Annotated in this window: 17 protein-coding genes; 8 read left to right on the forward strand and 9 right to left on the reverse strand. The window is 73.3% G+C overall.

Going from position 1 to position 26,106, the window contains the following annotated elements; all coding sequences use genetic code 11:
* Window positions 1-97: 97 nt before the first annotated feature.
* Window positions 98-1,129 carry a serine hydrolase domain-containing protein gene (locus tag ACW14Y_RS38105; protein ID WP_456985078.1) on the reverse strand — a complete coding sequence of 344 codons (1,032 nt, stop codon included), beginning with the start codon at window positions 1,127-1,129 and terminating at the stop codon, window positions 98-100.
* A 425-nt stretch (window positions 1,130-1,554) separates the two neighbouring features.
* Between ACW14Y_RS38105 and ACW14Y_RS38110 the strand changes: the two genes are divergently transcribed.
* The gene (locus ACW14Y_RS38110) at window positions 1,555-3,453 is read left to right on the forward strand and encodes an alkyl/aryl-sulfatase (protein WP_380301065.1); all 1,899 of its coding nucleotides are present in this window, start codon (window positions 1,555-1,557) and stop codon (window positions 3,451-3,453) included.
* A gap of 111 nt (window positions 3,454-3,564) precedes the next feature.
* Here ACW14Y_RS38110 and ACW14Y_RS38115 read toward each other — a convergent pair whose 3' ends face one another.
* The 4 genes from ACW14Y_RS38115 to ACW14Y_RS38130 form a co-directional block, all read right to left on the reverse strand.
* On the reverse strand, window positions 3,565-4,623 hold the full coding sequence (locus ACW14Y_RS38115; RefSeq protein WP_380301063.1) for a hydroxyacid dehydrogenase: 1,059 nt from the start codon (window positions 4,621-4,623) through the stop codon (window positions 3,565-3,567).
* A gap of 49 nt (window positions 4,624-4,672) precedes the next feature.
* A complete protein-coding gene (locus tag ACW14Y_RS38120; RefSeq protein WP_266272322.1) occupies window positions 4,673-5,521 on the reverse strand; it encodes a carbohydrate ABC transporter permease in 849 nt (282 codons plus the stop codon).
* Window positions 5,518-6,381: a carbohydrate ABC transporter permease gene (locus ACW14Y_RS38125; RefSeq protein WP_380391223.1), complete on the reverse strand. Its 864-nt coding sequence runs from the start codon at window positions 6,379-6,381 to the stop codon at window positions 5,518-5,520. Before ACW14Y_RS38125 ends, ACW14Y_RS38120 begins: the two co-directional genes overlap by 4 nt.
* A 134-nt stretch (window positions 6,382-6,515) precedes the next feature.
* Window positions 6,516-7,871 carry an ABC transporter substrate-binding protein gene (locus ACW14Y_RS38130; protein ID WP_380391219.1) on the reverse strand — a complete coding sequence of 452 codons (1,356 nt, stop codon included), beginning with the start codon at window positions 7,869-7,871 and terminating at the stop codon, window positions 6,516-6,518.
* Between the two features lie 366 nt (window positions 7,872-8,237).
* On the opposite strand from ACW14Y_RS38130, the gene ACW14Y_RS38135 reads away from it, so the two are divergent.
* Together ACW14Y_RS38135 and ACW14Y_RS38140 are read left to right on the forward strand one after the other, a co-directional pair.
* The gene (locus ACW14Y_RS38135; protein WP_456985079.1) at window positions 8,238-10,277 is read left to right on the forward strand and encodes a DUF2264 domain-containing protein; all 2,040 of its coding nucleotides are present in this window, start codon (window positions 8,238-8,240) and stop codon (window positions 10,275-10,277) included.
* A gap of 9 nt (window positions 10,278-10,286) precedes the next feature.
* Window positions 10,287-11,069 carry a sugar phosphate isomerase/epimerase family protein gene (locus ACW14Y_RS38140; protein WP_380301054.1) on the forward strand — a complete coding sequence of 261 codons (783 nt, stop codon included), beginning with the start codon at window positions 10,287-10,289 and terminating at the stop codon, window positions 11,067-11,069.
* Window positions 11,070-11,341: 272 nt separating this feature from the next.
* On the opposite strand, the gene ACW14Y_RS38145 is transcribed toward ACW14Y_RS38140, so the two are convergent.
* Window positions 11,342-12,421: a substrate-binding domain-containing protein gene (locus tag ACW14Y_RS38145; protein ID WP_380301052.1), complete on the reverse strand. Its 1,080-nt coding sequence runs from the start codon at window positions 12,419-12,421 to the stop codon at window positions 11,342-11,344.
* 283 nt (window positions 12,422-12,704) lie between these two features.
* Between ACW14Y_RS38145 and ACW14Y_RS38150 the strand changes: the two genes are divergently transcribed.
* The 3 genes from ACW14Y_RS38150 (at window position 12,705) to ACW14Y_RS38160 (ending at window position 17,976) form a co-directional block, all read left to right on the forward strand.
* The gene (locus tag ACW14Y_RS38150) at window positions 12,705-14,543 is read left to right on the forward strand and encodes a glycoside hydrolase family 35 protein (RefSeq protein WP_456985080.1); all 1,839 of its coding nucleotides are present in this window, start codon (window positions 12,705-12,707) and stop codon (window positions 14,541-14,543) included.
* Window positions 14,544-14,674: 131 nt separating this feature from the next.
* Window positions 14,675-15,742: a substrate-binding domain-containing protein gene (locus tag ACW14Y_RS38155; RefSeq protein WP_380301048.1), complete on the forward strand. Its 1,068-nt coding sequence runs from the start codon at window positions 14,675-14,677 to the stop codon at window positions 15,740-15,742.
* Window positions 15,743-15,975: 233 nt separating this feature from the next.
* Window positions 15,976-17,976, forward strand: coding sequence for a carbohydrate binding domain-containing protein (locus ACW14Y_RS38160; RefSeq protein ID WP_456985081.1), 2,001 nt, complete (start codon window positions 15,976-15,978; stop codon window positions 17,974-17,976).
* A 145-nt stretch (window positions 17,977-18,121) separates the two neighbouring features.
* Here ACW14Y_RS38160 and ACW14Y_RS38165 read toward each other — a convergent pair whose 3' ends face one another.
* Entirely contained in the window at window positions 18,122-21,049 is a 2,928-nt protein-coding gene (locus tag ACW14Y_RS38165; protein ID WP_402723318.1) for a glycoside hydrolase family 2 TIM barrel-domain containing protein, read from the reverse strand.
* Window positions 21,050-21,339: 290 nt separating this feature from the next.
* Here ACW14Y_RS38165 and ACW14Y_RS38170 point away from each other — a divergent pair, with 290 nt between their 5' ends.
* Window positions 21,340-23,139: a S8 family serine peptidase gene (locus ACW14Y_RS38170; protein ID WP_402723317.1), complete on the forward strand. Its 1,800-nt coding sequence runs from the start codon at window positions 21,340-21,342 to the stop codon at window positions 23,137-23,139.
* A 148-nt stretch (window positions 23,140-23,287) separates the two neighbouring features.
* On the opposite strand, the gene ACW14Y_RS38175 is transcribed toward ACW14Y_RS38170, so the two are convergent.
* A complete protein-coding gene (locus ACW14Y_RS38175; RefSeq protein WP_402723316.1) occupies window positions 23,288-24,598 on the reverse strand; it encodes an ABC transporter substrate-binding protein in 1,311 nt (436 codons plus the stop codon).
* Window positions 24,599-24,721: 123 nt separating this feature from the next.
* A complete protein-coding gene (locus ACW14Y_RS38180) occupies window positions 24,722-25,183 on the reverse strand; it encodes an ATP-binding protein (protein WP_456985082.1) in 462 nt (153 codons plus the stop codon).
* 173 nt (window positions 25,184-25,356) lie between these two features.
* On the opposite strand from ACW14Y_RS38180, the gene ACW14Y_RS38185 reads away from it, so the two are divergent.
* Window positions 25,357-26,070: a GntR family transcriptional regulator gene (locus ACW14Y_RS38185; RefSeq protein WP_456985083.1), complete on the forward strand. Its 714-nt coding sequence runs from the start codon at window positions 25,357-25,359 to the stop codon at window positions 26,068-26,070.
* The last annotated feature ends 36 nt before the right edge of the window (window positions 26,071-26,106 follow it).

The following is a 26,106-nucleotide window of genomic DNA, read 5'->3' on the forward strand; positions in this document are numbered from 1 at the left end:
CATGGATTCAATGCCAGCGCCCGTATCAATGACCGGCCGTTCTCAATGACATGTTCTTCTCGACGCACATTTCGGTGCGTTTTTACTGTCCGGTAATTCAGTGGGCCGTCCGGACGAGTGCCCGTCCGGGGTGGAGCCGTTCGTCCGGGTCCTCGGGCTGTCTCGTCACCGCGGTGGCGAGGGCCAGATCGCGGTCCGGCGCGTACGCCATGACCACGCCCCAGCTGCCGCAGTGGCCCCACCACTGCCCCGACCCCAGCGGGATCCGGTAGATCCCCATGCCGCGCCCCTCCGCGCCGCGCGCCGCGACGGGCGCCAGCATCGTCGCGAGCGTGGTGGGCCGCTCGAAGACCCCGCCCCGGAACAACGCCCGGACGAACGCGGTCAGATCGGACATCGTGGAGACCAGTCCGCCGCCGCCCCAGAGGTCGCAGGACGGATCGACGGCCAGCAGGTCGGTGCCGGACACGTACTGGTGCGCGCGGTCCGCGCCGGCCCCGGGGGTGGGCTCCAGCGACTCCAGGTGGACGGAGTCCAGGCCCAGCTCCCGGAGCGGCAGCAGCTCGCGGTAGGCGGCGGCCAGCGGCCGCCCGGTGACCCGTTCGAGCACCTCGCCGAGGATCACGTAACCGGTGTCGGAGTAGTGGAACTCCTCACCGGGGGAAGCGAGTCGGCGCCCGTGCTCGACCGCCCAGCGCACCTGCTCCAGACGGCTCCACCGGTGGTCGGGATCGGCAAACGCCTCCGCGTCGTAGGCGGGATCGCCTCCCCAGTCGTACAGGCCGGCGGTGTGCTGGAGCAGGTGGCGCACGGTCATCCGGGCCGACTCGTAGCCGCCCTCGGCGAGCGCCCCGAGCACCGCCCCGGAGGCCAGCGCCGAGACCGGTTCCTCCAGCCGGAGTTCGCCGCGCTCCACGAGTCGCAGCACCGCGGCCGAGGTGAAGGTCTTGGTGACCGAGGCCACCCGTACCGCCGCCGTCGGACGCAGTTCGCGCCCGGTGGCGGCGTCCGCGACGCCGCTGGCCCCGGCCCAGTGCCAGTCCTCGCCGCGCAGGGCGGCCAGGACACCGGGTTGGCGGGGAGTCGCGGCGTGGCCGGCGCGGAGCGCCTCCGCGAGGCCGCGGGGCACCGCCGGCCGGGTCGGCCCGCGAGCCGCACGGTCGGAACGACTACTTCCGTTTGATCGCACACTCCTCACCCCCAAAGCGGCTGTGAAAGATCCACCCCCGTGGACGTGCTCGCCGATACGGCGACAACGATCAAGGGCATCCGGAGTCGACGTTCCGTGTCCGGATCACCCAGCCGCAATACTCGCATCCGGACCCTGGCATGACAACAGTGCGTAGGGGCCCCTTTTCATGACCGATCCCGAGCTGTGCAGTTTGCCGATGAATGCCGGATGAAGGGGGATTCCTTTACCGTTTCCGGCCGGGCGGCGATGTCCTCCGGACGGACCACGCCGCTCGTGCGACCGCCGGAAGGTCGTGAGGGTGGGAAGCGATGCCCGGCGCCGAGCGCGTGGACGCCGCAGAGGAACCGCAGAGGGAGAGCGACATGACCCCGCACACCGGACCCGCGCCGGCCGAACCGTCGGTCCGGCGGGCCAACGCCGAGCTTCTGGGCCGCCTCCCGTTCGACGACACCCAGGACCACGAGGACGCCCGCCGCGGCTTCCTCGGCACCGCCGCGGACCCGCTGATCCGCAGCGGCGACCGGGTGGTGTGGGACCTCGCCGCGTACGGCTTCCTGGAGCGGGACTGCCCCGACACCGTGAACCCGAGCCTGTGGCGCCAGAGCCGCCTGGCGGCCGACCACGGGCTGTTCGAGGTCGTCGAGGGCGTCTACCAGGTACGGGGCTTCGACCTGTCGAACATGACCCTGGTCGAGGGGGACCGGGGCGTCCTGGTGGTCGACCCCCTGATCTGCGCCGAGACCGCGGCCGCCGCGCTCGCCCTCTACCGCGCCCACCGCGGTGACCGGCCGGTCAGCGCGGTGCTCTACACCCACAGCCACGTCGACCACTTCGGCGGCGTGCGCGGCGTCGTGAGCGAGGAACAGGTCGCCGCCGGCCTGCCCGTGATCGCCCCCGAGGGCTTCCTGGAACACGCGGTCAGCGAGAACGTCTACGCCGGCACCGCGATGGCCCGCCGCGCCGCCTACATGTACGGCGCGGCCCTGCCCAAGGGCGAACGCGGACAGGTCGGCGCCGGGCTGGGCCAGACCACCTCCACCGGGACCGTCGGCCTGATCCCGCCGAACCTGCACATCACCCGGACCGGGCAGACCGAGGTCGTCGACGGCATCCGGACGGTCTTCCAGCTCACCCCGGGCACCGAGGCACCGGCCGAGCTCAACATCCACTTCCCCGACCACCGGGCGCTCTGCCTGGCCGAGAACGCCACCCACAACCTGCACAACCTGCTGACCCTGCGCGGCGCGCAGGTGCGCGACCCCCGGGTGTGGGCGCACTACCTCACCGAGGCCGTCACGCTCTTCGCCGACAGCACCGACGTCGCCTTCGCCTCCCACCACTGGCCCACCTGGGGACGGGACCGCGTGGTGGCGTTCCTGACCGAGCAGCGCGACCTCTACAGCTACCTGCACGACCAGAGCCTGCGCCTGATCAACCAGGGCTTCACCCCGCTGGAGATCGCCGAGCGGATCCAGCTGCCGCCCGCCCTCGAACGCGCCTGGCACACCCGCGGCTACTACGGCTCCGTCAGCCACAACACCAAGGCGGTCTACCAGCGCTACCTCGGCTGGTTCGACGGCAACCCGGCCCACCTGTGGGCGCACCCGCCGACCGAGGCCGCCCGCCGCTACGTCGACTTCATGGGCGGCGCCGACGAGGTGCTGCGCCGGGCCCGGCGGTCCTTCGCGGAGGGGGACTTCCGCTGGGTCGCCCAGGTCGTCGACCACGTGGTGTTCGCGGACCCCGTCAACGCCGAGGCCCGCGCGCTCCAGGCCGACGCGCTCGAACAGCTCGGCTACGGCAGTGAGAACGGCACCTGGCGCAACTTCTACCTGACCGGGGCCCTGGAACTGCGCCACGGGCCCGTCGGCACCCCCACCGAGACCGGGACCGCCGACTTCATGGCCGCCCTCACCCTCGGCCAGCTCTTCGACGCCGCCGCGATCCGGGTCGACGGCCCGCGCAGCTGGTCCGCCGACATCACCGTGCGGTGGAACCTCACCGACACCGGCCCGGTCACCCTGCGGCTGCGCAACGGCGTCCTCACCCACACCGCCGGCGACGGCCCGGCCGTCGGCGCCCCGGACGTGACCGTCACCCTCACCGAGGCCGACCTGCGCGCCCTCCTGCTCGGCGCCGCGACACCGGAGCAGCTCCTCGCCGACGGGCGGGCCGAGGCCACCGGCGACCTTGGCCGGATCGCGGAACTCCTCGGCCACCTCGACGATCCGGACCCGGGCTTCGCGATCGTCACCCCCTGAGCACGGCGCCGGCACCGGAGCGACGGGAGGTCGGTCCGGTGCCGGTACGGTGCGCGGGGTCGGGCAGTGTGCGGGGCCGGGTGGTGCGCGGGGTTCAGGCCGTGCGCGGGGTCAGGCCGTGCGGTGGGCGTCCTCGGCGAGGACGGGGTGGGCGAACGGCTGCCCGGCCGCGTAGCGGGCCAGTTCGTCGGCGGCCGCGGCGGCCATCCGGTGCAGTTCGCGGCCCAGGGACCCGGCGATGTGGGGGGTCAGCACCACATTGGGCAGGTCGTAGAGCGGGGAGTCGGCGGGCAGCACCTCGGGCACGGTGACGTCGAGGACGGCGTCCAGGCGCCCGGAGACCAGCTCGCGGACCAGGGCGTCCTGGTCGAGGAGGGAGCCGCGGGAGGTGTTGATCAGGGTGGCGCCGTCGCGCATCAGGGCGAGCCGGCGGCCGTCGATCAGATGGTGGGTCGCCGGGAGTTCCGGCGCGTGCACGCTGACCGTGTCGGAGGCGGCGCAGAGCTCGTCCAGCCCGACCAGGCGCGCGCCGAGCCCGGCGGCCTCCGCCTCGTCCACGTACGGGTCGTGGAGCAGCAGGTCGAGGTCGTGGGGGCGCAGCAGTTCGAGGACCCGGCGGCCGATCCGGGAGGCGCCGACGATGCCGACGGTGCGCCGGTAGTTGCCCGCGTCGGGGTAGCCGCGCTGCCAGTCGTGCGGGGCGCCGCGGCGGCCCCGGTAGTCCTCGCGGATCCGCAGGAACTGCTTGTTGGCGAGCAGGACGGCGGCGACGGTGTACTCGGCGACGGGCAGGGCGTTGGCCCAGGCGGCGGAGGTGACCCGCAGTCCGCGCTCCCAGCAGGCGTCGGTGATGTGGTGCTTGACGGACCCCGCCGCGTGGATGACGGCGCGCAGCCGGGGGGCGGCGGCGAGCACGGTCCCGTCGATCGCCGGGCAGCCCCAGCTGGAGACGATGACCTCGGCGCCGGCGAGGGCGGCCCGGGCCTCCTCGGTGCCGAAGTCGTCGAGCACCAGCGCGGGGTCGAGTTCGGCGAGCTCGGTGAGGCGGGCCAGGGTCTCGGGGTCGAAGAGCCGGCCGGTGAGGTCGCGGTGCATGGCGAGCACGGCGCGGGGGCGGCGGGCCGGGGGTGCCTCCGGGGGTGCCGGGTCGGCCGGTCGGGGGTCGGTCATGGGCTTCTCCGGGACGGCGGCGGGGTGGTGGGGGCGGGGTGGGGGCGGGTCACTTGACGGCCCCCGCGGTGAGACCGGCCTTCCAGTGCCGCTGGAGCAGGACGAAGGCGAGGACGAGCGGGACGACGGCCAGCAGGGCGCCGGTGACGACCAGCGGGTAGTACTCGGGGAAGGCCCTGGTCTGCGCGTTCCAGGTGAACAGGCCGAGGCTGACCGGGAAGAGGCGGTTGTCGGAGAGCATCACCAGCGGCAGGAAGAAGTTGTTCCAGATGGCGGTGAACTGGAACAGCAGGACGGTGACGAAGCCCGGCATCACCATCCGCAGGCCGATCGACCAGAAGGTGCGCAGTTCGCCCGCGCCGTCGGTGCGGGCGGCCTCCAGGACCTCGCCGGGGATGTAGCCGGCGCAGAAGACCCGGGAGAGGTAGACGCCGAAGGGGTTCACCAGGGAGGGCAGGAACACGGCCCAGAAGGTGTTGACGATGCCGAGTTCGGAGGCGAGCAGGTACATCGGCAGGGCGAGCGCGGTGGTCGGCACCAGCACGCCGAGCAGGACCAGGCCGAACAGCGTCTCTTTGCCGGGGAAGGAGAAGACGTGGAACGCGTAGCCGGCGCCCACGCACACCAGGGCGCAGAGCACGGAGCCGATCCCGGCGTAGAGCAGGGAGTTGAGGTACCAGCGGAAGTAGATGCCGTCGCCGGCGCTCGCGAGGTCGCTCAGGTTCTGCCCGAGGTCGAAGTTGGCGGCGGTCAGGGAGCGGCCGCCGAGCAGGTCGGCGGTGCTCTTGGCGGCGGCGGTGACCAGCCAGCCGAGCGGCAGCAGGGTGTAGGCGGTGGCGAGGACGAGCGCGCCGTTGACGGCGCCCTTCGACAGGGTCCAGGGACGACGGGTGCTCATGCGCGGGCCTCCCGTGCGCGCTCGGACCGGGACCGGGTGGCCCGGGTGACGCCGAAGGAGAGCCCGGCGGCGACGACGGCGAGCAGCACCGAGGAGGCGGCCGCCAGTCCGTAGTCGCCGCGCTCGAAGGCGGCGGTGTAGGCGTACATGTTGGGGGTCCAGGTGGAGGTCACACCGGGTGCGGTGTTGTGCAGGATCATCGGCTCGGTGAAGAGCTGGAGCGAGCCGATGACGGTGAACAGCCCGACCATGGCCAGGGAGGGCCGGATCAGCGGGATCTTGATGCCGAGCGCCGTCCGCAGCGGGCCGGCGCCGTCGATCACGGCGGCCTCCAGCACCTCGCGGGGGATGGCCTGCAGCGCGGCGTAGAAGATGACCATGTTGTAGCCGCTCCACTGCCACAGGGCCATGTTGACCACGGCCGGCAGCGGGTGACCCAGCGGTTCCGGCTGGGCGCCGAGCGACTGGAAGACGTCCAGCACGGGGCTGATGCCGGGGGTGTAGAGGTACATCCAGATCAGCGCGGCGATGATGCCGGGCACGGCGTGCGGGACGAACAGGGCGAGCTGGAAGAACCGCTTGGCGCGGACCAGCGCGGAGTCCAGGAGCAGGGCGAGGACGAGCGCCAGGGCGGTCATCAGCGGGATGTAGAGCAGGCAGTACTGGGCGATGGTGAGGAAGCCGTCGCGGAAGGCCTCGTCCTCCAGCGCCCGGGTGTAGTTGCCGAGGCCGGTGAAGACGGTCTCGGTGCCGCCGAAGCCGAGGCCGGAGCGGTGCTCGGTGAACAGGCTGAGCCTGACCGCGTAGCCGATCGGGACGAGGGTGCAGGCGGTGAACAGGACGAGGAACGGGGCGAGCAGGACGGCCGGCGCCCCGTACCGCCCGCGCCGCCGGGGGGCGGCGGCGCGGGCGGTGGCTCCGGGGCGCGTGCCGGCTCCGGGGCGGGCGGTGCTCCCGGGGCCGGCGGTGCTCTTGGTGCTGGTGGCGCGGGTCGTCACTGGGCGACCTTCAGCCCGCGGTTCTTGAGCTCGGCGAGGGTGGCCTGCTGGGCGGCGGCGAGCGCGTCGTCGATGGTGCCGGTCTTGCCCGCGACCTTGCCGAAGGCGTCCTTGACGGTGCCGTTGGTGAGGCCCATCACGGGGCCCCAGGTCCAGCCGGACTTGATCGAGTCGGCGGCGTGCGCGTAGAGGCCGTAGAGGTCCTGGCCGCCGTAGAAGTCGCTGTTGAAGGCCTTCGCGGCGGTGGGGACCAGCTCGGTGGCGGCGGGGTAGGTGGAGGAGGTGCCGGAGGCGATCCGGGCCTTGATGCCCTCGGGGGTGGTGGTGGCCCAGGCGGCGAACTCCACGGCCGCCTTGCCCTTCTTGCTGTCCTTGGAGACGGCGAAGGTGGTGCCGCCGAGCATGCCGCTCGCCGGAGTGCCGTCCCAGCTGGGCATCGCGGCGACGGCCCACTTGCCGGCGGCGTCGGGGGTGGTGGCGAGGTTGGACTTCAGCACGCCGCCGCCCCAGGAGGCACCGAGGTAGCCGGCGGTCTCGCCCTTCTGCAGGGAGGCGGTCCACTGCTGGCTGAACGAGGGCTGGACGCGGACGAGGTCCTCGTCGACGAGCTGCTGCCAGTAGGCGGAGACCTTCTTGGTCTCGGGTCCGGTCAGGTCGGCCTTCCAGGCCTCGCCGGAGGTGCTGAACCAGCGGGCCCCGTTCTGCCAGGCCATCGCCTCGAAGGTGGTGGGGTCGTCGGGGAAGAAGGTGGCGATCCGGGTGTCCGGCTGGGCGGCCTTGAGCTTCTGGGCGGCGGTGCGGAACTCGTCCCAGGTCTTGGGGACGGTGATGCCGGCCTTCTCGAAGAGGTCCTTGCGGTAGTAGAAGGCCTGCGGCGCGGCGTCCAGCGGCAGGGCCCAGGTCCGGCCGCCGAGCGAGGTCAGCTCGGTGGCCTGCGGCAGGTACTTGGCCTTGAGGTCCTGGCCGACGAGCTTGGTGATGTCCTGGACGGCGCCCTGGCTGACGAAGTCCGGCAGCTGCGGGTACTCGACGTTGAAGACGTCGGGGGCGTTGCCGGCCTTGACCGCGTTGGAGAGCTTCGCGTAGCCGCCGGCGTTGCCGGCCGGGATCTCCTCGAAGGTGATCCGGATGTTCGGGTGGCTCGCGTTGAAGGCCTCGACGACCTCCTTGGTGCCCTTGGCCCAGCCCCAGAAGGTGAGGTCGACGGGCTTGCCGTCCTCGGCGGAGGCGGTGGAGGTCGACCCGCCGCCGCTGCTGCCGCAGGCGGCGAGGAGGGTCACGGAGAGCGCGACGGCGGTGGCGGCGGCGGTGGCGCGGAGGGCTCTGCGGCGGGAGAACGCGGATGAGCGCATGGCACGGCTCCTCGGAGGGGGACGTCACGGTCCGGTGGGTCGGCCACTCACGGACTCGTGGAGGGTGGGGGCGGCTGGCAGCCATCCTGAGCAGCTTGCCGATCGGAGTCAAGGGATCCAGATCGAATGATCTGATCCGATCGAATGGACGAACCGGTCGGATCGGTCAGCCCTGGGTCGTTGACCTGCCGAAACGATGATCGGGGCGGGCTCGCGGCGGCAAGGTCACAATCCGATCAACCAGTTCATTTGATCCACAAGCCTTGACGAATGATCGGTCGATTCCTAGATTCCGGCCAGGGACCCACCCGCTCCCGGCCGCCCGGCCGTCAGACTGCCCGACTGCCCGACGAAGGACACCAGCTGATGCCACTGCCCCCCGAGGACCGACACCTCAGCCCCCGCACGGGCTGGACCAGGGCGCACTGGGAGGCCGTCGCCGACGAGCTGCTCACCGCCGTCCGCCCCTTCGCCAGCCCCGGCCAGGCCCTGATCGACCTCCCCGGCACCGGCCCCAGCTGGTCCGGCCGCCGCTCCGACGGACTGGAGGGCTACGCCCGCACCTTCCTGCCCGCCGCCCTGCGGATCGCCGGCGCCGGCGGCGACGACCCGCACGGCCTGCTGGACGCCTACGCGCGCGGCCTCGACACCGGCACCCGCACCCCCACCGCCGAACGCGGACTCACCGAGGACGACCCGGAGTCCTGGCCGCTGATCACCGACCGGGGCCAGGCCATGGTCGAGGCCGCGTCGATCGCCTTCGCCCTCCGGCTCACCCGGCCCTGGCTCTGGGACCGCCTCGACGCCCCCGTCCGCGACCGCGTCGGCCGCTGGCTGGCCGACGCCCTCCACCGCACCCCCAACGACAACAACTGGTGGCTGTTCCCGCTCTCGGTCGGCGGCTTCCTCGCCGAGGCCGGCATCGAGGAGCGCGCGGCCGACGCCGCCGTACGGCGCGGCCTGGAGCGGATCGAACGCTTCCACCTCGGCGACGGCTGGTACACCGACGGCCGCCCCCGCGCCTTCGACCACTACAACGGCTGGGCCCTGCACCTCTACCCCGTCCTGCACGCCCACCTCGCCGCCGACCGCCCCCTGCTCGCCGAGTACGGCTCCCGGCTCGCGGCCCACCTCGCCGACCAGTCCCACCTGTTCGGCGGCGACGGCGCCCCCGTCCACCAGGGCCGCTCGCTCACCTACCGCTTCGCCGCCACCGCCCCGCTCTGGGCCGGCGCCCTCACCGGCCACACCCCGCTCGCCCCCGGCACCACCCGTCGGATCGCCTCCGGCGCGCTGCGCCACTTCGTCGACCGGGGCGCGATCGACGAGCGCGGCCTGCTCACCCTCGGCTGGTACGGCCCGGAACCACGCCTCGTCCAGCCCTACTCCGGCCCGGCCTCGCCGTACTGGGCCGGCAGCGGCTTCCTCGGCCTGCTGCTCCCGCCCGACCACCCGGTATGGACCGAGCCCGAGCAGCCCGCCCCGGCGGAGGAGCGCGACACCGTACGGGTCCTGGCGCGGCCGAACTGGCTGGTCCAGTCGACGGCGGCGGACGGACTGGTGCGCCTGCACAACCACGGCAGCGACGACCAGCCGGCCGACGAGGTCCGGCCCGACGACCCGCACTACGCCCGCCTCGCCCACTCCACGGCCACCGGCCCCACCCACGACGGTCCGGCCGACAACCACCTCGCCCTGCTGATCGACGGCGCGGCGAGCGAGCGCGGCCGGATCGAGCCCGTCGGCTGCGGCCCGGACTGGGCGGCCTCCCTCAGCCGCCCCCGCGTCCGCGGCGCGGAGCTCGCCGGGGTGACGGTCACCACCGTCACCGTGGTGCGCGGCGCCGACGAGGCACGGGTCCACCTGGTCACCGGCGCGGCACCCGGCACCGGGGTCCGCCAGGCCGGCTGGGCCGTCGCCGGCCGGACCGCCGGGGCCGGGGCCGGCGTTGCTGCCGCGGGGCAGCCGGGCGCCCGCGCCTCGGCCGACGGCGGACGCCTCGTCAGCGAGCTCACCGGGCTGCACGGTTTCACCACGGCCGCGCTGCTCGCCGTACCGGGCGGCACCGCCTTCGGGCCCGAGGCGGCCGTGCCGGTCCTCGACGGGGTCCTCGACAACGGGATCCTCGGCAACGGCAAGGGTGCCGGCGACGACGGTGCTGGTGACGACGGTGGCGCGGGTGACGACGGTACCGCGCTGTTCGCCTGCGCGGCGCGCCTCACCGGCACGGCCCTCCTGCCCCCGCCGGCAGCGTCGCTGGAGGCGACCGGGGCAGCGCCCGACGGCACCCGGAACCTGCGCCTGACCTGGCCGGACGGCACCACCCACCGCATCCGCATCGGGCCCGGCACGGTCTCCGTCTCCGCTTCCGACTCCGCTTCCGCCCCCGTCGGCGACGAGGGCTAGGACTCCGCCATGCCCCTCGCCCTCTCCACCCTCGGCCTGCCCGGCACCCCCCTCGACCGGGTCGCCGGGCTGGCCGCCGACCACGGCTGGCACGGCCTGGAACTGCGCTGCGCCTCCGACCAGCCGGTCCGGCTCAAGCTGAGCGCCCTCCAGCGCCGGGCCGCGGCCCGGACCCTCGGCCGCGCCGGGCTGGTCCCGGTCGCCCTCGCCTCCTACACCGGCGTGGCCGCGCCGGGGCCGGACGAACCGGTGGTCGCGGACCTGCTCGCACATCTGCGGCTCGCCGCCGACCTGGGCTGCCACCGGCTGCGGGTCTTCCCGCACGGCGGGCCCGGCGCGGGCGCCGCCGCCGACGCCAGGGCGGTCCGCCGCCTGCTGGAGGTGGCCGACCACGCCCGCTCGCTGGGCGTCCGGATCCTGGTCGAGACGCACGACTCGCACCGGTCGGCCGGCGCGCTCGCGGCGCTGCTCGACCAGGTCGGTCACCCCGCCGTCGGCGCGCTCTGGGACCTCCTGCACACCTGGCTGGCGGGGGAGAGCCCGGCCGAGTCGCACCGGACCCTCGGCCGCCACCTCGGCTATGTGCAGGTCAAGGACGTCGTCTCGGCGGACGACCTCACCCCGGTCGCCCTCGGCAGCGGCGTCCTGCCGATCGCGGACTGCCTCCGGCTGCTGCCCCGGGACGGCTGGATCGCCTGGGAGTACGAGGCCCCCTGGCACCCCCGCGCCGCGCCGCTCGCCCCGCAGCTCGGGGCCGGGGCCGGGTACCTGGCGGCGCGCGCCCGCCGGTGAGCGGACGGCGCCGGGCCCGCGCCGCGGGGATCGGGCCGGCCGGTGCGTGACGCGGTTCCCCGGCACCCCCTGCTGCCCCGCTCGCGCCGCAGAAGGGGGCGGGTGCGGGTGCGGGGGCCGGGCCTTCGGCGGTGTGCGCCCGCCGGACGAGCGGACGGCGCGCGCGGGGGTGCCGCCCGGCCGGTGTGCGACGGCGGCCCGCACCCCCCTCGTGGCTCGTCCTCGGCCGGCCCACAGCCGTCGTGCGGGCCTCCGTCAGCCGGTGCGCGAGGTCACGGCCGGCCCCCGCAGGAGGTGCGGACGTGCAGGACGGGGAGCAGGGCGGTGCGGTGGACCGGGAGGTCGGTGCTGCCCGTGAGGCGGCGCAGCAGCAGGTCGAACGCGGCCGCGCCGACGGCCCGCTTGGGCGGGGCCACGGCGGTCAGCGGGGGAGCGGCGAGCGCCGCGAACACGTCGTCGTAGGCGATCAGCGCCACGTCCTCGGGCACCCGCAGCCCGCGGGCGCGCAGCAGCGGCGGCAGCCGGATCGCGTCCTGGTCGTTGTGGACGAGGACCGCCCGGGTGCCCGTCGCGACGGCCCCGGCGATGCGGTCGGCGAGCGGGGCGGCATCGGTCTGCGTCCCCTCGGCGTTGGAGGTGTCCAGCACCGGGAGCTCCGGCAGGCCGAGCAGCCGGGTGCCCTCGCGGTAGCCGGTCCTGACCTCCTCCGCCGTCCAGGAGTCGCCCCGGGCGGCGAGCAGGACGCTGTCGTGGCCGAGGCCGGCGAAGTGGATCAGCGCGCGCAGCACCCCGTGGCGGTGGTCCGAGCCGACGGTGTCCAGCCGGGAGCCGGGACCGTCCGGGGTGGGGGAGCGCCGTTCCACCAGGACCGTCGGGACCGGCAGGTCGTCGAGCCAGTCGCCGGCGGGAGAGCGGCGTCCGGGGAGCAGGTTCGGGGCGAGCAGCAGGCCCTGGGCCCCGGACTCCAGGAGCCGTTCCACCTGGACCGGGTCGTCGCCCGCCCGGTAGGGCGCGATACCGAGGACCAGTCGGGCACCGGCCTCGGTGGCGGCGGCGCGGGCACCGGCGATCACCTCGTCGAAGTACGAGCCGACCGAGGGGACCAGCAGGCCGACGGTGCGTCCGGCGCCCGGGCCGCCGTCGTGCTCCGGGGCCCGGTCGGGGCCGGGGTGGTCGAGCGACACGAACCCGTGCGAGCGGACCAGCCGGCCGGCCTCGGCCAGTGCGGCGATGTCGCGCCGTACGGTGACGGCGGGGATGCCCAGTCGGTCGGCGAGGTCCTTGAGCCGTACCTGGCCGCCGAGATCACCGACCGCCGTGACGATCAGCCTGCGTCGCTCCTCCCTGGACATGGCCATCCACTCCCTCTGTTCGCTCTGTGCTGTGGCGGTGCTGCCGCGGTGGTGCCGCGCAGCGGCGACGTGCGGTGCCGACCGACGTGCGGTGTCGGCAGGCGATGCCGGCAAGCAGTGCCGACATGCGGTGCCGACGTGCTGCGCGCTCCGTCTGCGAAGCGGATCAAAGGCTATCGTTCGATCGAAATTCGATCAATAGACGGGGTCTATATCGATTGATTGACCGCCCGATCATCCTGCTCGTAGGGTACGGACCGGCGATCGATCGTCGATCTCGCCCATGCCCGCATCGACGGAGGCACCCATGGCCGACCGGGCCACCCATCCCGCGCTGACCCTCGACGGAGACACCTTCCTGCGGGCCGGACGCCCGCACCGGATCGTCTCCGCGGCCGTCCACTACTTCCGGATCCGCCCGGAACTCTGGTCCGACCGCCTGCTGCGCCTGCGCGCCATGGGCGTCAACACCGTCGAGACCTACGTCGCCTGGAACTTCCACCAGCCCGCGCCGGGCACCAGCGACTTCACCGGCGACCGCGACCTCGCCGCCTTCGTCCGCACCGCCGGCGACCTCGGGCTCGACGTGATCGTCCGGCCCGGCCCGTACATCTGCGCCGAGTGGGAGTTCGGCGGCCTCCCGGCCTGGCTGCTGGCCGACCCCACCCTCCGGCTCCGCCGCGTCGACGGCCCCTACCTCGCCGCCGTCGACGCCTGGTTCGACGAACTCGTGCCCGTCCTGCTCCCGCTGCTGGCCTCCGCCGGCGGACCCGTCGTCGCCGTCGCGGTCGAGAACGAGTACGGGAGCTACGGCAACGACACCGCCTACCTGGAACACCTCAGGGACGGCCTGGTCCGCCGCGGCGTCGACTGCCTGCTGTTCACCGCCGACGGCGCCGAGGACGGCTTCCAGCTCGGCGGCCGCCTGCCCGGCCTGCTCACCACCGGCACCTTCGGCTCCCGCCCCGAGGAGTCCCTCGACTGCCTGCGCCGCCACCAGCCGGTCGGCCCCCTGGTCTGCATGGAGTACTGGACCGGCTGGTTCGACCACTGGGGCACCCCGCACCACCTGCGCGACCCCGAGGAGTGCGCCGACGTTCTCGACCGGATGCTCGCCGCCGGCGCCTCCGTCAACATCTACATGGGTCACGGCGGCACCAACTTCGGTTGGTGGAACGGCGCCAACCACGACGGGACGGCCTACCAGCCGGACACCACCAGCTACGACTACGACGCCCCGGTGGGCGAGGCGGGCGAACTCACCCCCAAGTTCCACCTCTTCCGCGAGGTGATCGGGCGCCACCTCGGCACCGAGCCGCACCAGCCGCCGCCGCTGCCCGCCCGGCTCGCCCCGCAGAGCGCCCCGGTCACCGCGAGCGCCCGTCTCGCGGACTCCCTCGACGCCCTCGCCACCGTCCACCACAGCCCCGAGCCGGAACCGATGGAGGTCTTCGGCCAGAACCTCGGCCTGATCCACTACCGCACCCGGCTGCGCGGCCCGCTCGGCCACGGGGAACTCCGGGTCGACGGACTCGCCGACCGCGCCCAGGTGTTCCTCGACGGCGCCCCGATCGGCGTGCTCGAACGCGACCGCCCGGACGAGGCGCTGCCGGTCACGGTGCCCGCCGGCGGGGCGGTGCTCGACCTGCTGGTGGAGAACATGGGCCGGATCAACTACGGGCCGCTGCTCCACGACCGCAAGGGGATCACCGGCGGGGTCCGGGTCGACCGGCAGTTCCAGTTCGGCTGGGAGGTCCGCCCGCTGCCCCTCGACGACCTGACCGTCCTGCGCTTCGGCCCCGCGAGCACGGAGGACGGGCCCGGCTTCCACCGCGCCCTGTTCACCGTCGACACCCCGGCCGACGGCTTCCTCGCGCTCCCCGGCTTCACCAAGGGCATGGTCTGGCTCAACGGCTTCGCCCTCGGACGCCACTGGGAGCGCGGCCCGCAGCGCACCCTCTACGCCCCCGCGCCGCTGTGGCGCGCGGGTGTCAACGAGGTGGTCGTGCTCGAACTCCACCGGCCGGGCGCCCGGATCGAGCTCCGGGACACCCCCGACCTCGGCCCGGCGGCCCCGGCGGAGGCGGCGGAGGCGGCCCCGACCGAGGTGGCCGCGGGCTGAGCGGGAGGCCGGGAGCGGTGGCCGGCCGGTCCACGGATCGGATCCCGATCGAATGGTAGATTCCTGTCCGCGCTGGGCAGATCACCTCGCACCGACCGGAGCGAACCGCAGGGCGAACCGCAGGGAGTGACATGTCGATCTCGGCCGACGAACGCCGCACACGCATCCTCGACGCGGTGCGGAGCCTCGGATCGGTCCGGATCACGGAACTCGCCGAGCGGCTGGAGATCCCCGCGGTCACCGTCCGCCGCGACGTCGCGGCGCTCGCCGAGGCCGGCCTGCTCCGCCGCACGCACGGCTCGGTGTCCTCGGCGACCGCCGCCACCGGCGGCGACGCCCCCGTCCGGGGCGACGGGCCCTCGATCGGACTGCTCGTCCCGGCGGTCGGCCAGTACTTCGACGAGGTCATCGCCGGGGCCAGGGCCGCCGCCGCCCTGGTCGGCGCCAGCCTGGTGCTCGGGATCTCCTCCTACGAGGCGAGCGCCGACCGCGTCCAGGTCGAGCAACTGCTCACCTCGGGCGCGCAGGGACTGCTGCTCGCGCCCAACTGGACCCCCGCCGACGGCCCCGAGGGCCGGGAGTGGGTCGAGGACCTCCCCGTCCCGGCCGTGCTGGTGGAACGTCGATCGGCCCCGGGAAGCGCGGCCCAGGACCTCGACTCGGTCGCCTCCGACCACCGCCACGGCGTGCTCCTCGCGGTCCGGCACCTCGCCGCCCTCGGCCACGGCTCGGTGGCGCTGGTCGCCCGCCGGGACACCTGGACGGCGCACGAGATCCGGGCCGGCTACGCCGAGAGCTGCGCGCTGCTCGGCCTGCCCGTGGAGCCCGTCATCGACATCGTGCGCCCGGTGGCGGACGCGGAGGACGTGGCGGACACCCTGGCGGAGGCGCACGCGCGCGGCGTCCGGGCGGTCCTGGTCCACAACGACCAGGACGCGATCCAGCTGCTGCCGCTGCTGCGCGCCCGCGGCCTCCAGGTGCCCGGCGACCTGGCAATGGTGAGCTACGACGATGTGCTGGCGGAGCTCGGCGCCCCGCCGCTGACGGCGGTCGCGCCGCCGAAGCGGGCGGTCGGGGCCGAGGCCGTCGCGCTGCTCCTGCGCCGGCTCGGCGGGGACGACGCGCTCCCCGTCCACCACCTGCTGCTGCTGCCCCGGCTGACGGTCCGCGAGTCCTGCGGCGCCGCCCGGTCGAACTGACGGGGCCCTGGCCGGACTGACGGGCCCCGGCCGGGATTCGGAGGGGGTCGGTCGGGGCCGGCGGGAGCTGGCGGGAGCCCCGCCCCAGCGGTGATCACATGGTCAATTGACTGGTTTTTCGACCGAATATTGATCAAATGGATCGCGATGCCTTGACCCGGTCAGATGGCCGTCCTATGGTGCGGGCGGGCGCCCACCCTCCCTCCTCCCTCCCCCACCTCGGGAGTCCCCCCATGCACCTGAACCCCACCTCGCGAAGTGCGGCCGTGCTCGCCGCAGCCGCCTCGCTGATCCTCCTCCCACTGTCCGGGCCGACACCGGCCGCCGCCGCGGGCGGCACCACCCGGTACCTGGACTGCTCGGCCGCGTCGAACGGCGACGGCAGCCAGGCCGCCCCGTGGAACAGCCTGGCCACCGCCAACGCCCACGTCTTCAGGCCGGGCGACCAACTACTGCTCAAGCGCGGTTCGACCTGCACCGGCACCCTGAAGCCGCAGGGGTCCGGCAGCGCCGCCGCGCCGATCACCCTCGCCGCGTACGGGACCGGCACGGACCGCCCGGTCGTCGCCGGCAGCGCCTCCTCCACCGAGAAGGCCGCCGTCCACCTCTACAACGTCGAGCAGTGGGAGATCCGCGACCTGGAGATCACCTTCAAGGACACCTCCGCCACCAAGCGCGAGCGCAACGGCCTGCTGGTCGAGGTCGCCGACCTGCCCGACGGCGTCGGCACCCACTACGTGGTCGACGACGTCTACGTGCACGACGTCAACGGCGACGCGACCAAGTGGTCCAACGGCATCCAGTTCCGCGTCTCCGGCACCACCACCCCCACCAACTTCGACGACGTCCTGGTCCAGGACTCCCGCATCGACAAGGTCGACCGCGAGGGCCTGACCAACCGCACCACCTGGATGTGCCGCCCCCAGTACGGCACCGGCGACGACTGCGGGACGAAGAACAACTGGCGCGCCAGCACCCGCCTGGTCTTCCGCGGCAACACCATCAGCAACACCGGCGGCGACGGCATCGTGCTGCGCGCCGCCGACCACGGCCTGGTGGAGCACAACACCGCCTACGACCTCGCGATGCGGCCGATGGGCTCCAACGCGGGCATCTGGACGATCAACTCGGACGACAGCCTGATCCAGTACAACGAGGTCCACCACGTGCGCCGGCTCCCGGACAACGGCGACGGCATGGCCTTCGACTCGGACTACGGCAACAACCGGGCCGTCTTCCAGTTCAACCACAGCCACGACAACGAGGGCGGCTTCATGCTGTTCTGCGGGGCCTGCGGTTCGGGCTCCAGCAGCACCGGCACGGTCGTGCGCTACAACCTCAGCCACCACGACAAGGACCGCTGGCTGGCCAGCTCCGGCGAGGACAGCGCCGACCTGTACCAGAACACCGTGTACTTCGCGGCCGGCTCCACCGCGGACATCGTCCAGGACGGCTACGGCACCACCCACGCCCGCTTCACCAACAACGTCTTCCACAACCTCGGCACCGGCGGCTTCGACGGCCTGAACAACCAGGGCACCTACCACCCGGCCGAGTTCACCTGGGCGGCCAACACCTTCTTCGGCAACCACCCCGCCAACGAGCCGGCCGACCCGGAGAAGAAGACCTACGACCCGCAGTTCGTCAACGCGGGCGGCAGCAGCCCGGCGGACTACAAGCTGGCCGAGGGCTCGCCGGTCCGCGGCACCGGGACCACGATCCCGACCCTCGGCAGCAAGGACTACTTCGGCAACGCGCTCCCGCAGGTGTGCCGTCCCGACCGGGGCTTCCACCAGGCGTCCGCGTTCGACGACAGCGCCTGCGCCCCGGTCAACGCGGTCCGCAACTCCGGCTTCGAGAACACCGACCTCAACCCCTGGACCAGCTACGGCGGCGTCACCCTGGACTCCGGCACCAAGCACGGCGGCAGCCGCGCGGTGAAGGTCGGCCCCGCCCAGGCCGCCGCCGAGCAGATCGTCCAGGTCAAGCCCGGCACCAGCTACACCCTCGCCGGCTGGGGCAAGGTCTCCGCGAGCGGCACCGAACTCTCCCTCGGCGCCAAGCAGTACGACGCGGCCAACTCCACCAGCACCGTCTTCACCACCACCGCGTTCACCCAGCGCTCCACCACCTTCACCACCGGTCCGACCGCCACCACCGCCAAGATCTACTGCTACGCCCGCACCGGCACCGGTTACGGCTGGTGCGACGACATCACCCTCCAGGAGAACTGACACCGGCCCCGGGCACTCAACGCCGGTTGCCTGACCCCGGTTGCCTGACCCCGAGTACCTGACCCCGAGTACCTGACCCAGGGCGCCCGGCGCCGGACCGTCCCACGGTCCCGCGCCGGGCGCCCGCCCGGTCCGGCGCCCGGGGTCAGGCCGTGCGCGCCGACAGGACGAAGGCGAACGCGGCCGGCTCGGCGGTCAACCGGTGCTCGGGCAGGACGCCGGGCCCGCAGGAGGCGGAGCCCAGCCCGTGCTGGGCGTGGTCGAGGTTCAACCACACCGTGTCACCCGGTGTCAGGTCCGTCCGGTGGCGGGCGGCGGCGAGCTGCTCGGAGGTCCAGCGGCGGGCGGTGAACGAGAACACCGGATCGCCCTCGATCCGTACCGAGGTGACGCCGTCGTCGAGTTCGGCCCAGCGCACGTCCGCCCGGGCGCCGTTCTCCTGCGGCCGCACGTACCGCGTCCCCAGCGCGTCGACGTTCAGCCGGTGGAGTCCGATCCGCGCGGCCGACCGGGAGTCCGGGTAGGCCTCGCCCGGCCCGCCGCCGAACCACCGGGCCCGGCCGAAGGCCGAGGGCAGACCCATCCGGACGCCCAGCCGGGGCAGCGGCAGCTCCCAGTCGCCCTCCGGCTCGACCGCGACGTCCAGCCGCAGCAGCTCCGCGTCGGCGCTCCAGCGCAGGACGGCCCGCAGGGCCAGCGCGCTGCCGGCCGGCGCCACCCGGGTGCGGACCTCCAGGGTGTCGGCGGTCGGCTCGACGCCGTCGGTCCGGTGGCGCATCCGGTGCAGGCCCAGTTCGCTCCACCGCCGGGCGAGTTGGTCCGCGGGGGTCCACGGCGCGCCCCGGTCGTTGTCCGTGGGCGCGCGCCACACGTCCAGCCGGGGCCCGCTGACCGGGACGCCGCCGAGCCGGATCAGCCGCCCGGTCCCGGCCTCGAAGGCGGCCGGGCCCAGCACCACCAGGCCGTCCCGGACGCGCGGCGCCAGGCCGCGGGCCCGGGGCAGGGCCGGCCGCCCGGCGGCACCGGCGGAACCGGCAGAACCGGCGGAATCGGTGGCACCGGCGGGGAGTTGGCCCCAGGCCACGGTGTGTCCCGAGGGCGCCCACGGCACGGGCCCGGCGAGCGAGGCGCGCACCGTCCACCAGGCCTCGCCGGTGGCCCGACGCGGCACCGGCGGCAGTTCCACCTCGACGGACCCGCCCGGTCCCAGCGGCGGGACGTCCAGGGTCCGGGTGAACGGGCCCGCGCCGTCGGCCTCGTGGGTGCAGGTGAAGAGGAAGCCGGACAGGTCGGCGAAGTCGTGCAGATTGGAGATCCGGACGCTGTCGGGGCCGTCGCCGGGCGCGATCCGGACCGGCTCGATCACCTTCGCGTACTCGGTGAGCCCGGGGGAGGGTGTGCGGTCGGGCAGCAGCAGGCCGTCGCAGACGAAGGCGCCGTCGTGCAGCTCCTCCCCGAAGTCGCCACCGTACGCGTGGCCGAACCGGGGGTGGTCGAGCCCGTGGTCGATCCACTCCCAGACGAAGCCGCCCTGGCAGCGCTCGTGGGTCTCGAACAGCCGCTGGTACTCGGCCAGTCCGCCGGGTCCGTTGCCCATCGCGTGGGCGTACTCGCAGAGCAGGAAGGGCAGTCGGGCGCGGTGCTCGGGCCCGCCGTCGGCGCGGCGGCCGATCCGGTCGACCTCGGCGTGGTCGGCGTACATCAGGGAGTACACGTCGGTGTCGCGGCAGGACGGGTCGCCCTCGTAGTGCAGCGGCCGGGACGGGTCGCGCTCGCGGATCCAGGACGCCATGGCGGTGAGGCCGCGCCCCGTCCCCGACTCGTTGCCGAGCGACCAGAGCACCACGCTGGGGTGGTTCTTGTCGCGTTCGACGGTCCGGGCGGCCCGGTCCAGCAGGGCCGGGGTCCAGCGGTCGTCGTCGGCGGGGTTGCCCCGCCAGTCCGTCAGATGGAACCCGTGGGTCTCCAGGTCGCACTCGTCGATCACCCAGAGGCCGAGTTCGTCGCACAGGTCGAGGAAGGCGGGGTGCGGCGGGTAGTGGCTGGTGCGGACGGCGTTGATGTTGTGACGCTTCATCAGCAGGACGTCCTCGCGCATGGTGGCGAGGTCCAGGGTGCGACCGGTGGCGGGGTGGAACTCGTGCCGGTTCACCCCGCGGAAGAGGATCCGACGGCCGTTGACCTTGAGCAGGCCGTCCTCGACCGCGACGGTGCGGAAGCCGATCCGCAGCGGGACGCGCTCGCCCGCCGTCGCCAGCTCGGCGGCGTACAGGCGCGGGAGTTCGGCGTTCCACGCCTCCACCGGCACGACGGCGCTCTCGCCGGTGGCGAGGTCGAGCCCGAGCTCCGGCACGGTGACCCGGCCCGGCACCTCGCTGTCGACCCGCAGGGTGCCGAGCCCCGAGCGGTGGTCGTAGGAGGCGTGGACGGAGAAGTCGCCCGCCGCCCCCTCGGGCCGGTGCAGCAGGGCGACCTCGCGGAAGATCCCGGGCAGCCACCACTGGTCCTGGTCCTCCAGGTAGCTCCCGGAGGACCACTGGTGGACACGGACGGCGAGGGTGTTCCCGGTGGGCCGCAGCAGGGCGCCGACCGGGAACTCGTGCGGCAGTCGGCTGCCCTTGAAGGTGCCGAGCTCGTGCCCGTTCAGCCACACCCGGGCGCAGGACTCGACGCCCTCGAAGCGCAGCACGGCGGAGCCGCCGTCGGGCCAGTCCGGGGGCAGGTCGAAGGTCCGGACGTGGTCGCCGGTCGGGTTCTCGTCGGGCACCCGGGGCGGATCGACCGGGAACGGATAGGCGACGTTGGTGTAGGCGGGGGCGCCGAACGCGCCGTCGCCCTGGAGCACCCAGTGGCCGGGCACGGTGAGTTCGGCCCAGTCCGAGGTGTCGTGGCCGGGACGGGCGAAGGCCTCGTCGTGGGCGTCCGCGGTGGGCGACAGCCGGAACCGCCAACGGCCGCCCAGGCCGAGGCGGGTGGCGTCGGACTCCGGGTACCAGGCACGGGGTGGCAGCGCACCGGTGCCGGGGGAGCGGTCTTCGAGGTAGGCGGGGCCGGGAATCCGGGAAGTGCTCATGGGTCCTCTCGGGGGCGCGGCGGCCGGCGGGGCGGAGCCCGCACCCCGTCATCTTGGGCGGGGTGCCGGACGGGCGTCAAGGAAAAGTGATTGAACGATCCGAAGTGATCCGGGAGTTGGATCGTTTTCGCCGAGTGCGCGCTTTTCGGTCGTTCTCTCCTGGCTCAATCACGGCCCCGTCCGGCGGTGGATCTCTGTCGGAAGGGCGGCAGTGGCGGGTTCACGACAGTTCGAGAGGCCGTTCCGGCCCTAGCCTTCTCGTCAACTCCCGTCCCCCACAAGGAGGAAGCATGAAGCGCACCGCGTTGTCCGCCGGCCTGGTGCTGGCAGCGGTCGCAGGATTCGGAGCCACCCCGGCCACCGCCGGTACCGTCGGCTCCGCCACGCAGGAACCCACCCGCTACCTGGTGGTGCTCAAGGACGGCACGGCGACCGACCCCCTCACGGTCGCCCGCTCCGTCCCCGGCGTCCGGCCCGGTCCGGTCTTCCGCTCGGCGCTCAGCGGCTTCGCGGCCGAGCTGACCGCCGGCGCCGTCCGTTCGCTGCGCGCCGACCCCGCCGTCGCGTACGTCGAGGCCTCGGTGCTCGGCCACGCCGACGGCCAGGAGGTCCCCAACGGCGCGGCCCGCGCCGGTGTGCCGGCCAACGCCGGTCTGAAGGTCGGCGACGGGCTGGACCAACGGGTGGACGTCGACGTGGCGGTCATCGACTCGGGCGTCGACTACACCCATCCCGACCTCAATGTGGTGCGCCGGGTGAACTGCGTGGGCGTCACCGCCTGCGTGGAGAACGCGGGGATGGACGACAACGGGCACGGCAGCAACGTCGCCGGGATCGTCGGCGGCCTGGACAACGGCATCGGCTACGTCGGTGTCGCCCCCGGCGCCCGCCTCTGGTCGGTGAAGGCCCTCGACGCCAAGGGCAGCGGCAGCAGCGAGGAGATCGTCAACGCGATCGACTGGGTGACCGCGCACGCCGACGAGATCGAGGTCGCCAATATCTCGATCGGTTTCAACGGCACCGTCCAGGCGGTCAACGACGCCGTGAACCGCGCGATATCCAAGGGCATCGTGGTGGTGGTCTCGGCGGGCAACGACCACCGGGACGTCTCCAACCAGAGCCCCGCCAACGTGCCCGACGCCATCACCGTCTCCTCGCTCAGCGACGGGGACGGAAGGCCCGGCGGCCTCGGCAACTTCGCCTGGTGCAACAAGAACAACCGGAACACCGACGACACCCTGTCCGACTACAGCAACTTCGGCCGGGGCGTGGACCTCGCGGCCCCCGGCGACTGCATCCGCTCGACCTACAAGAACGGCGGCTACTCCAACTACAGCGGCACCTCCCAGGCCGCCCCGCACGTGGCCGGCGCCGCCGCCTGGCTCGCCCGGGGCGGCAACAAGCCCGCGAACCGGGCCGGCGTGCTCGCCGTCCGCGACAAGCTCGTGGCCGCCGGCAACTCCAACTGGACGGACAACTCCGGCGACGGCGTGAAGGAGCCGCTGCTCGACCTCAGCAGCACGGCGGTCTTCCCGGCCGGCGGCACCGCCGGACCCGACGCCACCTTCGTCCCGCAGTGCGACCGGGCCTCCCGCGCCTGCACCTTCGACGCCTCCCTCACCTCCGGCACGGGCCTGTCCTACCGCTGGGACTTCGGTGACGGCACCACCGGCACCGGCGTCAAGCCCACCCACACCTACGCCGGTTACGGCACCTACACCGTCGCACTGACCGTCACCGACGGCTCCGGCCGGACCAGCGGCAACCGGACGACGTTCCGGCTCCTGGAGCCGAACCACAACGACCGGCCGGTCGCCTCGATCGGCGGGTTCTGCATCATCAACGGCAGCTGCGTGCTGGAGGCGAAGAACTCCTACGACCCGGACGGCGCGATCGTCTCCTACAGCTGGAACTTCGGCGACGGCACCACGGGCAGCGGCCAGAGCGTCGACCACACCTTCCCCTCCACCGTCTCCGGCACCTACACCACCCGGCTGACCGTGACCGACGACAAGGGCGGCACCGGCGGTGACACGGCGACGGTCACCTGCGTCAAGCAGCCGTACTACCTGACCTGCGACCTCACGTAGCACCCACGGACGCGCCGCCGGTGGACTCCTGTCCACCGGCGGCGCGTCCGCGCGTCCGGGCGGCCCCCGCGCCGCTCCGACCGGTGCCGGTGCCGGTGCCGGTCATGGCGGTGACGGCTGACGGCGGTGCCGTCCCCCCGGTCGCGGGTCAGCCGCCGCTCAGCTCCTTGTCCACCTTGCCGTCGATGCCGCGCAGCGCCTGGTCGACGGGCGTCCGTCCGTCGACACCGGCGACGATGTCCGCCTTCTGGGCCTCCCAGCGGGTGGCGAAGCCGTGCCGGTCCTGGAGCAGGAGGTCCGGGGTGCTGCGGTCGAACTGGGTCATGATCGCGGCCCAGCTGGGATCGGTGTTGTAGAAGGCTTCGACCGAGGCCCGGGTCTCGCGCGACACCTTGGCGGTGTCGTACGGGAAGATCCCGTGGAACTCCATGAACTGGGTGCTGGTCGACGGCGAGCCGAGCCAGCGCATGAACGTTCCGGCGGCCCCCGGGTCCGGCAGGCCGGCGCGGGCGACCAGGCTGTGCCCGCCGACGGCGGAACAGCCGCTCTTCGGCCCGGTGGGCATCGGGGCCACGGCCCACTTGCCCTTGGTCTTCTCGTTCCCGGCGGCGATGTCGGAGATGACGCTCTGGTAGAAGGAGAACATCGCGACGTCGCCCTCGACGAAGCCGTTGAGGGCGCTGGTGCCGAGGGTGGACGTCCGGTCGGTGTAGAAGGACTTCAGGTAGTTCAGCGCGGTGCGCCCGGCCTCGGTGTTCTGGGTGGAGGTCTTGAAGTCGGGGGTGGTGAGGCCGCCGCCGGCCTGGCAGAGGAAGCTCTCCCAGGTCGGGTTGATGGCGTTGAGGTGGTCGTCCATGCCCTTGAACTGCCAGCCCATCACCTTCTTCCCCGCCGCGGCGGACCTGGTGGTGATCGCGGCGGCGGTGGACTTCAGCTCGTCCCAGGTCCTCGGTGGAGTGCTGAACCCGTACTGCTGGAGGACGTCCTTGCGGTAGAGCAGCACATTGACGTCGAAGTACAGCGGCGCGCCGTAGAGGCGGCCCTGGTACTCGTTGACCTTCACCAGGGGGCGGAACCGGCCGAGGTCCTCGGCGGTGTACCCGAGGGTGTCCAGCGGAGCCATTCTGGCGGCGGTCAGCAGGTCGAGGTCGAGGCCGTTGTTGGCGAGCCAGATGTCGGGGCCCTGGCCGTTCATCACGGCCTTCTTGATCGCCTCCCGTCCGGTCTGCCAGTCGAGCACGGTGAGCTGGACGTCGATCCGGTTCTGGGAGGCGTTGAAGTCCTCGACCAGGTGCTTGAGGTTGTTCGGTCGGCCGATCCAGAAGGGCATCGTCCAGAAGGTGAGGGTGGTGCGCCCGGCGGCGACCGGCGTGGCCGGGTCGGGGGAGCAGGCCGCGACCGTGAACGCCGAGGCGGTGGCCAGCGCGGTGGCGATGAGCCGGTGGGGGAGGTGCGCCATGGGGGAACTCCCGGGTGGTGGAGTCGGATGATGGCGCAGAGTATCTGATATACGAAATGTTTGGACAGGGAGCCCGACTGTTCTCGTGCCGGGGTCGGCGTCGGGTTCGGCGTGCCGGCGGCCTCAGTCGACGGTGAGTTCGGCCCAGACCAGCTGTCCCGCGCCCGTGTCGAGCGCGCCCCACCGGCTGCTGAGCGCGGCGACCAGCAGCAGGCCGCGGCCGCCGCAGCTCTCGCCGGTCCCGCTCGCGTCGGTCGCCGGGATGCACTCGCGCGGGTCGAAGCCCGGTCCGGAGTCCCGAACCTCCAGGCGGACGGTGCGCGGCCCCCGGTCCGGGGCGGAGAGTGACAGGGTGGCGAGGGCGGTGGTGCCGCCGTGCCGCACGGCGTTGGTGGTGAGCTCGGTCGCGATCAGCGCGAGGTCGTCGGCCAGGTGCGGGAGCCGCCAGTCGTCGAGCAGTCCGGCGATCCAGCCGCGCACCCGGCCCGGCGTCCGGTCGTCGGGGGCGAGCTCGTAGCGGTGCGGCCGGGGCGGCGGCGGTGGTACGCGGCTGCCGGCGCGGGGCGTGGCAAGAATGCGAGGCATCGGAGCTCCTCGGCTTGCGTGGGGAGGGTGGTCCGGCTGATAGCTGGACAATAGTATACGAAATCTCATACGGCAACAGGGTGGGTGAAATCGGTCAAACCACCAGCTCAATCGAGTGGATGCGTAGGGAATCCGGCATTCCAGGGTAATGGAATATCGCATACCATCAACGGATGGACCGAAGCAGCTGGGCGGAGCGCATCCCCGCCGTGAAGAGCAAGGCCGACCTCGCCTACGAGAGCCTGCGCAGCGCCATCGCCCGGGGTGACCTCAGAGCCGGCGAGCGGATCAACATGGACGAACTCGCCCGGCGCTTCGGAGTCAGCAAGATCCCGATCCGCGAGGCGGTGAAGCGGCTGGAGTCGGACGGGCTGCTGGTCTCCCGGGTCCACGCGGGCGTCACCGTGGCGGGCGTCGACGCCACCGAGATGCGCGGTGTCTTCCTGGCGCGCGAGGTGATCGAGGCCCTGATCGCGGAACTCGCCGCGGAGCGCGTCGACGAGCGGCGGCTCGCCGCGCTGGAGGAGGTGCAGGGCCGGATGCGCGAGGCCCTGGCCTCCGGCGCCACCGCCGAGATGGCCGAGCTGAACTCCCGCTTCCACCGGCTCCTGGCGGAGGCGGCCGGCTACCGGATCCTGTCCGACCTGACCGAGCAACTGCTGCTCACCATCCGCCGCTACCGGATCGCGGCGCCGCTCGGCGAGCGCAACTGGCGCTCGGTGGTCGACGAGCACGACGCCGTCATGGCGGCACTGCACCGGCGCGATCCGCGCGGGGCGGCCGAGGCCGCGCGGGCCCACATCGGTTCCCAGGCGGCGCACGAGGTGGACGAGGTGGACGAGGTCGATGCGTCGCACGGGACGGACGGGCCGGACCGAGTGCGGTGAGCCCGGTCCGACCGGGGGTCGGAAGCCCGGCGACGG

Source organism: Kitasatospora sp. cg17-2 (genome assembly GCF_054031055.1).